A 13,465-nucleotide genomic window follows, 5' to 3' on the forward strand; every position below is an offset into this window, starting at 1 on the left:
ACGACGTAGCGCAAATGCGCCGAAGCGAGAAGCGACACGTCCGGCAACCATAAAGGACATTGCCCGATCAGTCCCAAAGCAGGCATATAAGGATGTTAGTACAAGACGACACTTTCCACGAAGCATTCGGGCTGGAATACTGCTATTGAGCAGTTATTGAAGACGGAAACGGCTCGGCGGCCATGAAGAAGAGACAGACACGCATCGCCACTGAACCTGACGTCGATTCCGAACTCGATGATTATCTGATCGCCGCAGCGGCACTCTGCCGGACACCGATCGCCGCCCTCCGCTTCTCCACGCAAAACCGCTCGCACATCGTCGTCCATTCGACATCGGCACACGAGGACGCGCCAATACGGGCATGGATCGACGCTTTTCTGACGAAGTGCGATGCTCCGCACGCCATCGACGATCCTTCCCGACATCCATCAGCCCACCACGACGACGCCACGCCTGACTGTCATGTCCCGAGGTTCTGTGCCGGCTGCCCCCTCCCCGGCTCTGACGATAACAGGCCGGATATTCTGTGCGTCTTCGATGCCGCCTCGCGTCCTTCAGACATTTCCGAACAGGAAACCGCGGGCCTTGCTGCACTGGCACGACGGATCAGGCATGCGCTCGATGTACGGAAAGCGGAAAAGCAACGGGCCTCGCGGGAAGTGGATGAAGCCCGGCGTCTCATCGCGTCGGAGCGGGCGCATCGCGCCCTGTTACAGCACTACCAGACGCAGCAGGATGCCGGAATCGCCGGCGGGATCGGCACGTTCGAACTGGATTTGCAGACGGAACGCATGAGCGTATCGCCGCAGATGTGCCGCCTTTTCGGCCTGCCCATCCGCGCGCGCTATCCCCTGCACGCCTTTGTCCGGCTGGTCGTCCCCGACGATCTCCCGCTTGTATGGGGCGCGGGCGAAATGCGTGCCGGCAAGGGGGCGTTGCAAGTCATCTATCGCATCCGCCGCGCGAATGACGGGGCGGAGCGCTGGCTCGTTCGCCGGGGCAGCTTCGAAGGCGATGAAGGCCGACCGCGCCGCATGATCGGCACGATCCACGATATCACGAAAGAGCGGGAGGCCGCCGATCGCCTGAACGCCCTCATCACGATCGGCGACCGGCTGCGCGACGCTTTCGACCGCCAAAGCGTCACCGATATCGTCACGCAGGGCCTTGGCGAAACATTGCGTGTCGGACGTGTCGGCTATGCGCGATACGATGCCGACCAAAAACATTTCACGGTCGAGCGCTGCTGGCATCCACCCACGATGCCACCCTTTGGCGAGAGCGCCATCGAGGCCGATTTTCCCATCACGATACGCTTCCTGAGCGGTGGCTCGATGTTGACGTTCGACGATGTCGACAGCGTGAGCTGGCTACAGGGCGAGCGTGACGTCTATCGCCGCCACGGCGTGCGGGCCGGAATCAGCATTCCGTTCATCGAACATGGCGCATTGAGCGGCATACTCTTCATCCACAATCCCGATCCGCGCCAATGGCTCGAGCGGGAGATGAACTTCGTTCGCGCGATTGCAGATCGTCTCGATATCGCAATGGCTGGCCTGAAGGCGCATGAGCAGCAACAGACGATCAATGAGGAAATCTCGCACCGCCTGAAAAACACGCTGATGCTGGTGCAGGCCCTCGCCCATCAGAGCCTGCGCGATGTCGCGGACCGCGAAGCCGTCAAGACGTTCAGCAGCCGCCTTATCACGCTCAGCAGCGCGCACGACATCCTGATGAAAAAGAACTGGCAGTCGAGCAACCTGTGCATGCTGGCGGAACGTGTTCTGGGAAAGCTCGGCTTCGACACACGACGTATCCTGCTGGAAGGGCCGGATGTGCAGCTGGGACCGAACACGACCACCGCCTTGTCCATGGTTCTTCATGAACTGACCACCAACGCCATGAAATTCGGCAGCCTGTCGAAGGACAGCGGTCAGGTGCGCGTCGTCTGGCATATCGACGCAACAAGCGTTCCGCCAACGCTCCACCTGCGCTGGAAGGAAAGCGGTGGCCCGCCAGTTACGCCACCCGCGCAAACGGGAACCGGCTCACGGGTCCTGAAAAATGGTCTGGGCGGTGGAGGTGGCCTGAGGCTGAATTTCGAACCCGACGGCGTTTGTGCCGAGTTATGGGTTCCGCTGGATCACGCCATGAAGGCGTAGACACTGGCTGATATCACACCGCTGGCGTCTTCTGCGTCGTTACATGACTTATCAGATGTAACGACGCAGCCGGCATTATTGAAACGGCAGGTAACGGAGCGAAAAGAACACCATGTTATCATCCGTATGTGGCGAACCACCCGCACCACTGAACGACGTCAGGTATGTATAAGAGTATTGTGCGCCGACTTTGACGGTGCCGTAATCTCCATGGAGATAAGTCCACCAAAAACCGGCCGTTCCCTGTACAACCTTGTTCAGGCTGCTTTGGCATGCTGTCGCGCTTTCGATGTCACAGCCACCCACATTGTAAAGCGGATTACCATAACCGTACGCTTTACTCCCGGCATTGAAGTAAGAACGGGAGCGCAGCATTTCGATGCCACCATAAGCGTAAAGCTGTAGCGCTTTCGTCGGATTACCATATACGCCGACCAAAGCATTAGCTGCCGGCATCGGCTTAACCTGCCCGTCCTTGCCGATCGTAACGTCAGGGATATTTGACGTGCCATAGCGACCGATACCCGTCCCTACGAGACCGGAAGCTTGGAAATAGAGCTTTTTGTTAATGAGCGGAAGGACCATGCCGCCGCCGCCGCCGCCAGCCACTGAAGTCTTGCTTTTACCGAATCCCTCATACGAGACGCGGCTGTGCGGGAATCTTAATAAACCGGTCAGTTCATAGTGTCCCCAACCCGGATCAGCCGCAAACTTCGCAACAATATCGGGCGCAACATCAGTCGAATAATTGGTGGACGGATTATAAACGTTAACGCCTGCATTTTGATATGTGTCGCTTTTCGCACCCGGTGGCACGTAGGCACCACCAGATCCTGGCGCGATAACCTGCTGCGGGTTCTCTACCGACAGACCGACATGATAATGGCCGTGATCAAAGCCCTTCACGATACGAACCTGGCTATTACGCGTCCAGTTGAAGCCTGGGACGTACTGGGCATCGACAACCAGTGGCACCTGTTCGTCACGTGCCGCCATGCCATGATTGAACATGGTGACAAGCGACCACGATTGGCCACCCAACAGGGTCAGATCGTCTGTATCATCGATCAACTGACCATAGAAAACACGTGCACGCAAAACATAACTATTCGATTGACGCGAATTAGACGACGATCCCGAACCTTGGAAATCGGTTTCGATATACCCTTGTGCCCGCAGCGTATTGGTAATGTCACCTTCCACCAGCGCCGCCAAACGGCTTTGACGCTCGGATTCGTGAAACTCATTCATGTGATAGTTCGGACTGTTCGCAAAAGGAATTGACCCGAAGTTTGACGAAATGTCCGATACGTTGTTCCGGCTACGAAAAATACTCGCAGCCTCCAAGTAACCGCCCAATGTAATGCGAACGCCGCCAATCTGAATTTGACCACGATGCAAGGGACCGTAAAGACTCTCGACATGCCCCTGCGGCGTCCCCGTAAGACGACCGTATGGCGTGTTCGCACTCGAAGCAGGCAGCAATACGTTGCTATTGTTATAACCGCCCCACGCTGTCGCCATACCTGGATTGTTAGGTGGCAACATAGACGGTGTCGCAACCGATCCATTAGTACGATACGCATTGCGCGCAGAATATGGGTCGCGCTCTTCAGTTATTCGCTGCTGCGCTAGCTGATCATGGATTCGCTTGATTTCACGATCGTGTTCCTTACGCATGACGGCGAGCTGCGCCTGCATCGCCTTGATTTGATGCTCCATCACAGCCAAGTCGTCGGCTTTCGCCGGGGCCGAATAAGCAAGAGAAGCTAGCGTCGTCGTTGCCAGCAGCACGCTCGACTTCACGCGGAAAGAAAAGGACATGGCCGTATGATTCGCCTTCAAGCGGTTACGTTCGACGGCTCCCTACAAAGATTTTTAATTTGGCGGTGCGAAGCTTTGATGACGGCGATATGACAGTTCCATGACACCCCCGCCCTTCCCTTGCACGTCCGCGATTTTCAGCGTGGCCTGACGGGCAAGCACCCGTCCTCTCTCAACCGGATTTTTGAATTCGTGTCTTTTTCGCAACAGGTTTCCCCACCGAGACGCCTGACCGGCGGACAGATCGTCCTGCTCGGCCTCGTCAGCACGATCGGTCCAATCTCCACCGACATGTATCTGCCGGCCTTCCCCCAGCTGGAGCGCGATCTCGGTCACGGCCCCGGTTCGGCACAGATGACTCTGGCTTGCTGGTTTATCGGCCTGGCCGTCGGCCAGTTCTGCCTCGGGCCGCTGTCAGACCGTTTCGGGCGACGCAATCCGCTGGTGATCGGTCTGGGTGTCTACACCCTTGCCTCGGTCTGCCTGGCGCTGACCAGCAACTACACCCTGTTCTGCCTGCTGCGCTTCCTCGCGGCCCTCGGCGGGGCCATCAGCAGCACGGCGCCACGCGCCATCGTGCGCGATGTCGCGACCGGACACGAAGCCGTTCGCCTGACATCGCAGCTCACGCTGGTCTTCGGTGTCGGCCCCATCCTGGCGCCGACACTGGGAAGCCTGCTGCTTCTGGCCGGCAGCTGGCGGCTCATATTCTGGAGTGGCGCCATCGCATCGCTGCTGCTGATCGTCGCCTGCCTCGTCATCCTGCCGGACACGTTGCCGCCGCAGTATCGGCGCGCCCTGCCACCGGTCGAAATCCTGCGGCGTTACAGCTTCCTGTTCCGGGAGCGCGTGTTCATATCGTCGGCACTCATCGCCAGCTTCAGTTCGTTCGTGATGTTCGCCTATCTGGCCAATGCACCGCTGCTCTTCGAACATATGCTAGGGTTCTCGCCCGGCGGGTTCGCAACCTTCTTCGGGATCAACGCCGCCGGCTTCATTCTGGCGACGCAGATCAACAGCCGCCTCGCCCATCGCCATTCGTTCATCAGGATCATGCAGGGCGGCATGCTGTCGGCATTGTCCTTCGGGCTGCTGCTCCTGCTCGTCAGCGCCACCGGCCTGTCCGGTCCCGACAATCCATGGCTGCTTTGCGCCCTCATCATCGCGACGACTTTTTCGCTTGGCTTCATCGGCCCGAACGCCACCGTTCTTTCCCTGACGCACCACGCCCATCAGGCCGGCTCGGCCTCGGCGTTGCTCGGCACGCTCAATTTCGCCGTCGGGGGCAGCAGCGGCATTCTGATGGCCTGCCTGCCGCCCAGTCATCTCAGTTCCACGGCCATCGGCATGCTGGCGGGCGTGGCCGGCATGTGGCTATGCAACTTCTGGCGCCGGCGCGATCCCGATCACGACGTTTTGCCGACTTGATACGTCCGCGAACCCGGCAGTAATATCCGAGCCATGGCCATCACCCTGAACTATGGCGCGCTTGCCGACACGCCGGTCGCGCCGTCCCCCTTCCCGCATGTCGCCGTCCCCGGCTTCGTCAGCGAAGCCGACCTGACCGCACTGGTCGCGGCCATGCCGGACATGCGATCGGGCGGGTCCTACCCGCCGGAGGGCCTCAACCTGTCGCCGCTCGTGGCGGATCTGGTCGCACAGCTTCAGGGCCCGCGTCTCAAATCGCTGATCGCCGCGAAGTTCGGCCTCGATCTGGACGATGCACCGACGATGCTCACATTGCGCGGCCGCACGCGGGAAAAGGACGGGCGCATCCACCGTGATTCGGACGCCAAGCTTGTCACGATCCTGCTTTATCTCAATCCGCAAAGCGCGGCATGGACAGCGCAGGAAGGCTGCCTGCGCCTCCTGCGTGGGCCTGACGATATCGAGGACTACGCGGTGGAGATTCCGCCGTCGCACGGCACGCTTCTGGTCTTCCCGAATGGCCCCGACACATGGCACGGGCACAGGCAATATGTCGGCACGCGCTATACGATCCAGCTGAATTACATGGCCACGAGCAACAAGGCGCGTTACGAAATGCGCCGCCATCGCCTGTCGGCGCTGCTGAAACGCCTGCCGCTGGCGGGCTGAACGACTAGATATCGGGGAAAGATTGATGGGTTATCGCGTTGCGGTCGCGGGCGCGACAGGGGCCGTTGGCCGCGAATTGCTGCGTATCCTGGCGGAACGTGACTTTCCGGTGTCGGAGGTCGCGGCACTCGCCTCGGCCCGGTCCGTCGGGCAGGAAATTTCCTTCGGCGAGAAAAAAGTCCTCAAGATCCAGAATCTGGAAACATTCGATTTCACCGGCTGGGACATCGCCCTGTTCTCTCCCGGCGGCGCCGTCTCCGCCGTGCATGCCCCGCGTGCCGCGAAGGCCGGATGCATCGTCATCGACAACACGTCGCATTTCCGCTTGGAGCCGGGCATTCCGCTGGTCGTGCCGGAAGTGAATGCCGATGCGTTGAAGAAGATGAAGCGCAACATCGTCGCCAACCCGAACTGCTCCACCGCTCAGATGGTCGTGGCGCTGAAGCCGCTGCACGATCTCTTCACCATCAGGCGCGTCGTCGTCTCCACCTATCAGGCCGTCTCCGGCGCAGGCAAGGACGGCATGGACGAATTGTTCGCCCAGACCAAGGGCAGCTTCGTGGGCGACCCGCCGACGATCGCGCAGTTCACCAAGCAGATCGCGTTCAACGTCATTCCGCATATCGACCGCTTCATGGATGATGGCGCGACCAAGGAAGAATGGAAGATGGCGGTCGAGACGCGCAAGATTCTGGACCCCGATATCCAGGTCTTCGCCACATGCGTCCGCGTACCGGTCTTCATCGGTCATTCGGAAGCGATCACCATCGAGTGCGAAGACCCCGTCGATCTCGCAAAGGCACGAGCCGCCCTGCGTGAAGCCGAAGGCGTCGTGCTGCGCGATGAACGCGAGGACGGCGGCTACGTGACCCCGATCGAATGCGTCGGCGAAGATGCAACCTACGTCTCACGCCTGCGGATCGACCCCACGGTGCCGAACGGCCTGGCGTTCTGGTGCGTGTCGGACAATTTGCGCAAGGGTGCGGCCCTGAACGCCGTGCAAATCGCCGAAGCGCTGATCGCGCTCGACCTCATTCCCCGCAAAGACGCCTGACCACACGATTACTTTTGCGTCAGGTAAGATTCGCCTGTTGCAACCGAGCCAGTCTGTGCCAAGTTAACAACAGACACGCATGTCCGCCCATTAACGTGGCGGACTGAACGGAGCTGGTGATGACTGTCATCGACGCGGTATCCCTCGGAGTCCTGGCCATGGCGCTGATCGCGTCGCAAATCGCGCGGCCGGTGCCACGGCCCATTCCTGTTCTTGCAAAGCATCGGCGTCAGGGCCGTTAAGGCTCTTTCCTCCGACGCTGCTCTGGCGCAGGATCGCGCATGGCTTTTTTTCATCGCGCCCCGCGCACACCCGTCCCGCAGGAGGGCCGGACAGGTATCCTTCTGCTCAATCTCGGCACACCGGACGATACCGGCTATCGGGCCGTACGTCGGTACCTGAAGGAATTCCTCTCGGACCGACGGGTTATCGAAGCCTCACCCCTGATCTGGCAGCCGATCCTGCAAGGTGTCGTCCTGTCGGTTCGACCGTTCCGCAGCGGTGAAGCCTATGCCCGTATCTGGGACAAGACCCACAACGCGAGTCCTCTGCGCGTCTATACGCGCGCGCAGGCCGAAGCCCTTCAGACACGACTCGGCACGGAAACGCCAGTCGCCTGGGGTATGCGCTACGGCCGCCCGTCCGTCTCGGATGCGGTCGATGAACTGATGGATCGCGGCTGCGACCGGATCATCTGCCTGCCACTCTATCCGCAGTACAGCGCGACGACCACCGCCACGGCCAATGACCAGTTCTTCCGTTCCCTGATGAAGCTGCGCCGCCAACCGGCCGTGCATACCATCCCGTCCTTTCCCGACCATCCGGCCTACATCAAGGCCCTGGAAAACAGCGTGCGGGACCGCCTGGCCGACTTGCCCTTCCGACCGCAGCGGATCATCGCCTCGTTCCACGGCCTGCCGGAACAGTATGTCGAAGCCGGGGATTACTATCCTCAGGATTGCGAGCGCACGATCGTCGCCCTGCGCAAGGCGCTCGACCTGCGGGACGAGCAGATGCCTGTCACCTATCAGTCGCGCTTTGGCCCCACGGAATGGGTGAAGCCCTATACGGCCCCGTTCGCCGAGGCCCTTCCGGCACAGGGCATAACGCGCATTGCCGTCATCATGCCGGGCTTCATGGCGGATTGCATCGAAACGCTGGACGAGATCGGCAACGAACTCCGGCATGCTTTCATGAATGCAGGCGGAGAAGAGTTTGCCCTCATCCCCTGCCTCAATGACAGCAAGGACGCCATCGACGTCATCGAAACGCTGGCCGTTCAGGCCATGAAAGGCTGGGCGACCTGACATCGCCCAGCGTGACAATCGTTATTGCGGCGGAGCGGCAGGCGCTGCGCCATTGGCGGGATGCTCGGCATCCCACAGGGTCGCCTTCTGCTCGTCGGTCTTGGCGTTGCGGTGACGTTCCAGCCAGCTCTGGTTAGGATCGGTCGGATGCTCCTTGTCCCAGAGCGCCGCCTTTTCCCGCAATCCCTTGCGATATTCGTGGCGCTTGACCATGCCCGTGGCGCAGCCGCCGGCAGCGCCCAGAACGCCGTGATGCACCATATGCCCGCCAACAGCGCCAACAGCGCCGTATTTCAGGCAGCCGCCCGGCTCCGCCATTGCGGGCGACACCAGCGGCGCTGCGGCAAGGAAGCCAACCGCGAAAACGGCATGACGGAAAGAGTTCTTCATAACCTTTGATCCTCATCAACGCGCTTTCCCCGCGCGTTCGATGGGAAGATGATGCTCTGTTACAAAGTTTGCAAGAGATGATCGTACTTGAATTCAGGCGCGTCCTGTCCTAAAGAGTTGGCATTATGCCAATGGCATATATCCGTCCTTCCATGACGTGATCCTTTCAGACTCTCAATTTCAGACAGGCCGACGCCCACCGGGCGACGGCCTTTTTTTATGGATGTTTTCCCATGGACCTTTCAACGATTCTCGCCGGGATTCCGGCACGTTACGAGCTTTATGCCGCGCTGCTCATCATTGCCTGCAAGGTGGTCACGATCTTCGTCCGACCGCCCGATGCGACATCCCGCTATGCTCCCCTGTTCAGAATCGTCTCGCTGCTGGCGATGAACATCGGCTGGGCCGCCAATCGCCTCCAGGTTGGACAGACCGGCATCATGGTGCCGCGTGTCCAAAGCGAACAGGCGAAGTCCGCCGTTGCCAATGCCGGCGTGCCCGTTCTCTCGAAGCATAAGCCGGGCTGAAACGACGTGCCCTCAACGGTGCGCAAATCCCATGCCGGCATGCCACGCCGCTCGGGCACGTCCTGACCGAACGCCATGACCGCCGCCGTTCGGCGCGGCGAAGGTGCTTTTAACCGGCTGGCCATCCCGGTCAGGCGGCATTGATGAGCCGCCCGCGCGGCCGCTCAGCATCGCCTGCAACAACAAACGCACCGAACAGACTGCCGATCCGGACATAGCGCCGCAAGGCCTTGTCCCCGGTCTGCTTTCGCATTGCCGACGGTGACATACCGCACCGAATTTTCCTGACCTTTGACTGGAACAAATCCATGTCCGAACGCAAACTCGGCAAGGCGCCCGCGCGCCATGATCCCCGATCCTATCGCCTCGGGCCCGTGCTGGCCGAACGGCTGATCGCCATCCCCGACAAGATCGACTGGGCGCCCGATGTCGCCTGGCCGATGTGGGGCAACGATACGCTCGGCTGCTGCACGCAGGTCTCGGTCGCCAGCGCGATCCGCTGCTGGAGCGGTGCGGCCCAGGGGACCGTCACGCTCACCACACCGCAGGTCATCGCCAATTACAGCGCCGAAAGCGGCTACGTTCCCGATACCCCCGCGACCGACCGCGGCGCGGTCGAACTCGACGTGCTGAACCACTGGTGCCGTGTCGGATACGAGCGGCCCGGCGCCATCCGCGACTATCTCACGGCATTCGGCACCGTCGAACCACACGAACGCGACGGCGTGCGACGCGCCATCGCGGCACTGGGCGGCCTGTATATCGGCGTGCAGGTGCCGAACTACATTATGCAGACGCGTGGTGACTGGGTCGTCGCACCGAACGCCGACCAGACGATCATCGGCGGTCACGCCGTCTGGCTGCACGGTTATGACGCGGACTTCCTGTTTTTCAACAGCTGGGGCCAGTCCCTGCGGATGGCCTGGGACTGGTTCGAAACCTACTGCGATGAGGCTTATGGGCTGGTCAGCCGCCAGAATTGGCTCGGCATCAGAAGCCGCTCGCCGCAGTTCGAGGATATCGACACCCTTCTGGCGGAGCTGCGCGCATCATGAAACGCCATCTCGCCGCGACAGGCGTCGCGATCCTCCTGACAGCGTGCGCCAGCACCGACTCGCCACCGAGCATCAGCTCCGCGATCGCGGGCATTCAAAACGATCTGGCCAATGCGCATGTCGTGGGCGTCGCGCATCCCACGACATGGACCGACACGCAAGCCAACCTGTTCAACGACATGATCCGCGCGCAGCAATGCGCGCAGAACCGGAGCGACCCGATTGTCGCGGTGCTCACCGGTCCCGTCTCGATCCAGTTGGTCGGTAGCTTCACCCACTCCGGCAACTTCGCGCTGGCCACGGCTGGCCTGACGATGCCCAGCATCACCGTGAACGGGGATGGCAGCCGGACGAAAAGCCAGCAACTGTCCCTGCCCGTGGCGTTCACGCCGCTCTCGGCCTTGCCGGACGCGGAACTGTCGCGCGCCCTCGCCTATGAAGCGGTGATGTTCGGCCTTCAGGCCGGGCTACAGGACGCCGTCGTCGCGCGGGAACGCTCTGCCATGCTGGTCGATCGCGATCTGCTGGCGACAAAAATCAGGGCGGCGATCAGTGACTTCAGCTTCCAGCATTGCCCGGCCGGGCCTGTTGGTCCCTTTGCAACCCTTCGGCAGGGCGCTCAACCACCGATCCCGAAACGGACACCGTCTTCCGGTATCAACTTGCCGAAGCCACCCCCGGATAAACCGCGATCTCAGGACGGGTCACGGTAATTTCATGGCCGCAACGGCATAAGGTCGGCATTCGCGAAACATAGTGGTAAATTTCAGACATGACGTCACGTTTCGCCTGCGATCTGGATACGCAATCTCTCCGCACGACTTTCCATCTTTCCGGCGAAAGCCCGGTCTGGCTGCCATCCCGAAACGTCACCCCCGGCCAGCCCGCGCCCGTGATTCGTGCAGGCAACCGTCCCGGTCATCGTCAGCTCGATCTCATGCTCTGGGGACTTGTACCGCACTGGGCAAAGGACATGTCCCGCCGCCCCTACAACGCCCGCGCCGAAACCGTGGCGACCAGCGGCATGTTCTGGGCGGCCTATCGTGCGCGCCGCTGCATCATTCCCGCAACGGGCTTTCACGAAAGCGCCCGATCACCGCGCTGGCTGAGCCTGCCGAACAATCAGATCATGGGTCTGGCCGCGATCTGGGAAAACTGGGAACATGAGGGCGATATCCTGCACAGTTTCGCCATCGTCACCGCACCGGCCGACGATCTCACACGCGTCACAGGCCGTCGCCTGCCCGTGCTCATTGCGCCACAGGATCGTGAAACATGGCTTACAGGGTCACGCGACGAAGCTTCAAGGCTGTTACATGCGCCGAAACCGCATAAGATGATTTTTGCTGACGAACCCATGGCGCCAAGGCCGGATGCCTCAACACCATCGAAAGGGACCAAGGGATGAGAAACGCCGATTATCAGGACTATGAAGACAGCCGAAGCCTGGAGTTGCGCAACCTGGTTGCGGAAGTGCGCGCCGATCTGGATGGGGCGCTACACAGGCAGGACCTGTCTCACGATGCGCGCGAAATGATCTCGGCGATTGCCGACAAGGTAGACGCCCTCGCCGATCTGACACGCGGCTAAGGCACAAGACCTGTCGAAGATATCGATGTCATTGCCGCATGAACCTCGATAGGGTTATGCCGACCAGCGCGCCGACTGGTAACAGGAACAGCGTGGCGACCACCGCCCCCGCGCGCTTCAGGGAAAGATAACGCCATGAGCGATAATCATTTTTTGTCGAACGTCACTGCGCAGGTTACGGAAGACGAAATCGCCCAGGAGTCACGTCAGGGCGAAGTCGAGGCGCCGTCGCGCCGCAGCGGATGGCTGCTGCTCGGCATACCGTGCGTCGCCTTCGTGGCGATCGTCATTTTCATGTATTTCTTCGGTTTCACCAATACGCATCTGGGCTGAGGCCCAGTCCGCAAAGAACCACGCTTTCATCATGCCTGTGACCGATTCTCGTCACATTGTCGCAGCAGTTTTCCCTGCGACAATGATGGAGGGCATGATGAAACATATCGTCTACGGTGTCGTCGGAATTGGCTGGCTCCTGATGATGTCGGTCTGACCCGCATTCAGCAGCCCGTCAGAACGTCACCACTTCCAACGGTGACCACGGACAGCCACGACGAACTTCAGCGCGATGCAGCGCTTCCAGCGTTCCCTTGCCGAGCGCCAGTGTGGCGCGATCATTCGGCGAGATCAGCGCGGAGAAACCGGCCTTCGGCGTTGGTGTCAGTCCGCTTGCGACGACTCCGCGCCGAGCGGTCGTCACTGACTGATTGAAACGAATGCCTTCGGCCAGATCCGTCTGTGCCAGCGCCTGGCACGAGAGCCCCGCATAACGGCTGTCGGCGACGTAGGTCGGCGCGATCTCCTCCGGAACGTATGTCGCCATCTTCTCCGACATGGAGCCGCATGCTGTCAGAAGCAGGAATGCTCCCCAATAAAAACACCGACGCACGCTGTCATCTCCCCCAATTCAGATGCCGTATTGCGCCATGAACCCAACGGGGTCAATCGCCGGGTTCATGCAACCATGCCCCGTTGAGCAACGGCGATGAAGCAGCGACCATCATCTGTAAACACAATCATCAAAGATTAAGAGATCCGCAGGCTTACACAGAGCACGGTGCTCACAAACGTTGCGTTGGAGGTCGTTTCGATCCAACACGTTGAAAAGCCCGACCGGATCGAGAGGGCGCGAACCTTGGCGCTTTGCCGCCTGCACGCGTAGGGCGCTTTCCCTTTTCAACATGTCTGCGCCAGGACCCTATATCCTTCATAGAAAGATGGCGTCTCGAGGTCGCCATGTTCGAGTGGTTAAGGCAAGCGGCGATTTTCCACGGTGAGAAGCCTTAATCCGGCCACCCCGGCAACGCGTGTTTAGTTCGCGCAATAATTAGGTCGATTACCTATAAAAAAACCGCCACCCGTTTAGATCGGGCGGCGGTCATGCCTGGTTCAATTGTCTTTAAACGATGAGCGCCGCACCATCACGTCCGCCTCTGGAAAACGTTTCGCCGCTGCACTG

General features: G+C 60.5%; 17 protein-coding genes. 13 read left to right on the forward strand and 4 right to left on the reverse strand.

The window, feature by feature from the left end; all coding sequences use genetic code 11:
* The first annotated feature begins 182 nt into the window (after positions 1 to 182).
* Positions 183 to 2,165, forward strand: coding sequence for a PAS domain-containing sensor histidine kinase (locus A0U93_RS06895; protein WP_077806683.1), 1,983 nt, complete (start codon positions 183 to 185; stop codon positions 2,163 to 2,165).
* Positions 2,166 to 2,240: 75 nt separating this feature from the next.
* Here A0U93_RS06895 and A0U93_RS06900 read toward each other — a convergent pair whose 3' ends face one another.
* Positions 2,241 to 3,989 carry a hypothetical protein gene (locus A0U93_RS06900; RefSeq protein WP_077808398.1) on the reverse strand — a complete coding sequence of 583 codons (1,749 nt, stop codon included), beginning with the start codon at positions 3,987 to 3,989 and terminating at the stop codon, positions 2,241 to 2,243.
* Between the two features lie 192 nt (positions 3,990 to 4,181).
* Between A0U93_RS06900 and A0U93_RS06905 the strand changes: the two genes are divergently transcribed.
* The 5 genes from A0U93_RS06905 to hemH all read left to right on the forward strand — a co-directional run bounded on the left by A0U93_RS06905 (position 4,182) and on the right by hemH (position 8,447).
* Complete coding sequence (locus tag A0U93_RS06905) at positions 4,182 to 5,417, forward strand: multidrug effflux MFS transporter (protein ID WP_147150764.1); 1,236 nt, start codon at positions 4,182 to 4,184, stop codon at positions 5,415 to 5,417.
* Positions 5,418 to 5,450: 33 nt separating this feature from the next.
* Positions 5,451 to 6,086: a 2OG-Fe(II) oxygenase family protein gene (locus A0U93_RS06910; protein WP_077806684.1), complete on the forward strand. Its 636-nt coding sequence runs from the start codon at positions 5,451 to 5,453 to the stop codon at positions 6,084 to 6,086.
* A 25-nt stretch (positions 6,087 to 6,111) separates the two neighbouring features.
* Positions 6,112 to 7,140: an aspartate-semialdehyde dehydrogenase gene (locus A0U93_RS06915; protein WP_077806685.1), complete on the forward strand. Its 1,029-nt coding sequence runs from the start codon at positions 6,112 to 6,114 to the stop codon at positions 7,138 to 7,140.
* 119 nt (positions 7,141 to 7,259) lie between these two features.
* Positions 7,260 to 7,382, forward strand: a complete 123-nt coding sequence (locus A0U93_RS16925) for a hypothetical protein (RefSeq protein WP_264960658.1) — start codon at positions 7,260 to 7,262, stop codon at positions 7,380 to 7,382.
* 39 nt (positions 7,383 to 7,421) lie between these two features.
* Positions 7,422 to 8,447, forward strand: coding sequence for a ferrochelatase (gene hemH, locus A0U93_RS06920; RefSeq protein WP_077806686.1), 1,026 nt, complete (start codon positions 7,422 to 7,424; stop codon positions 8,445 to 8,447).
* A 21-nt stretch (positions 8,448 to 8,468) separates the two neighbouring features.
* Here the strand turns inward: hemH and A0U93_RS06925 are convergent, their stop codons facing one another.
* Positions 8,469 to 8,837, reverse strand: coding sequence for a hypothetical protein (locus A0U93_RS06925; protein WP_077806687.1), 369 nt, complete (start codon positions 8,835 to 8,837; stop codon positions 8,469 to 8,471).
* Positions 8,838 to 9,070: 233 nt separating this feature from the next.
* Between A0U93_RS06925 and A0U93_RS06930 the strand changes: the two genes are divergently transcribed.
* Positions 9,071 to 9,364 (forward strand): hypothetical protein, encoded by a 294-nt coding sequence (locus A0U93_RS06930; protein ID WP_077806688.1) that lies wholly within the window; start codon positions 9,071 to 9,073, stop codon positions 9,362 to 9,364.
* Positions 9,365 to 9,376: 12 nt separating this feature from the next.
* Here the strand turns inward: A0U93_RS06930 and A0U93_RS16155 are convergent, their stop codons facing one another.
* Positions 9,377 to 9,580 (reverse strand): hypothetical protein, encoded by a 204-nt coding sequence (locus tag A0U93_RS16155; protein ID WP_149026867.1) that lies wholly within the window; start codon positions 9,578 to 9,580, stop codon positions 9,377 to 9,379.
* A gap of 92 nt (positions 9,581 to 9,672) precedes the next feature.
* Between A0U93_RS16155 and A0U93_RS06935 the strand changes: the two genes are divergently transcribed.
* The 6 genes from A0U93_RS06935 to A0U93_RS16930 all read left to right on the forward strand — a co-directional run bounded on the left by A0U93_RS06935 (position 9,673) and on the right by A0U93_RS16930 (position 12,499).
* Positions 9,673 to 10,419, forward strand: coding sequence for a C1 family peptidase (locus A0U93_RS06935; RefSeq protein WP_077806689.1), 747 nt, complete (start codon positions 9,673 to 9,675; stop codon positions 10,417 to 10,419).
* On the forward strand, positions 10,416 to 11,132 hold the full coding sequence (locus A0U93_RS06940) for a hypothetical protein (RefSeq protein ID WP_077806690.1): 717 nt from the start codon (positions 10,416 to 10,418) through the stop codon (positions 11,130 to 11,132). The genes A0U93_RS06935 and A0U93_RS06940 overlap by 4 nt, the downstream gene beginning before the upstream one ends.
* A gap of 59 nt (positions 11,133 to 11,191) precedes the next feature.
* Positions 11,192 to 11,827, forward strand: a complete 636-nt coding sequence (locus A0U93_RS06945) for an SOS response-associated peptidase (RefSeq protein WP_077806691.1) — start codon at positions 11,192 to 11,194, stop codon at positions 11,825 to 11,827.
* Positions 11,824 to 12,009 (forward strand): hypothetical protein, encoded by a 186-nt coding sequence (locus tag A0U93_RS06950; RefSeq protein ID WP_077806692.1) that lies wholly within the window; start codon positions 11,824 to 11,826, stop codon positions 12,007 to 12,009. The genes A0U93_RS06945 and A0U93_RS06950 overlap by 4 nt, the downstream gene beginning before the upstream one ends.
* 135 nt (positions 12,010 to 12,144) lie before the next feature.
* Entirely contained in the window at positions 12,145 to 12,342 is a 198-nt protein-coding gene (locus tag A0U93_RS06955) for a hypothetical protein (protein ID WP_077806693.1), read from the forward strand.
* A gap of 31 nt (positions 12,343 to 12,373) precedes the next feature.
* On the forward strand, positions 12,374 to 12,499 hold the full coding sequence (locus A0U93_RS16930; protein ID WP_264960657.1) for a hypothetical protein: 126 nt from the start codon (positions 12,374 to 12,376) through the stop codon (positions 12,497 to 12,499).
* 18 nt (positions 12,500 to 12,517) lie between these two features.
* Here A0U93_RS16930 and A0U93_RS06960 read toward each other — a convergent pair whose 3' ends face one another.
* Positions 12,518 to 12,841 carry a hypothetical protein gene (locus A0U93_RS06960; RefSeq protein WP_077806694.1) on the reverse strand — a complete coding sequence of 108 codons (324 nt, stop codon included), beginning with the start codon at positions 12,839 to 12,841 and terminating at the stop codon, positions 12,518 to 12,520.
* Positions 12,842 to 13,465: the final 624 nt, after the last annotated feature.

The sequence above is a fragment of the Neoasaia chiangmaiensis genome (assembly GCF_002005465.1).
Classification (GTDB): domain Bacteria; phylum Pseudomonadota; class Alphaproteobacteria; order Acetobacterales; family Acetobacteraceae; genus Neoasaia; species Neoasaia chiangmaiensis.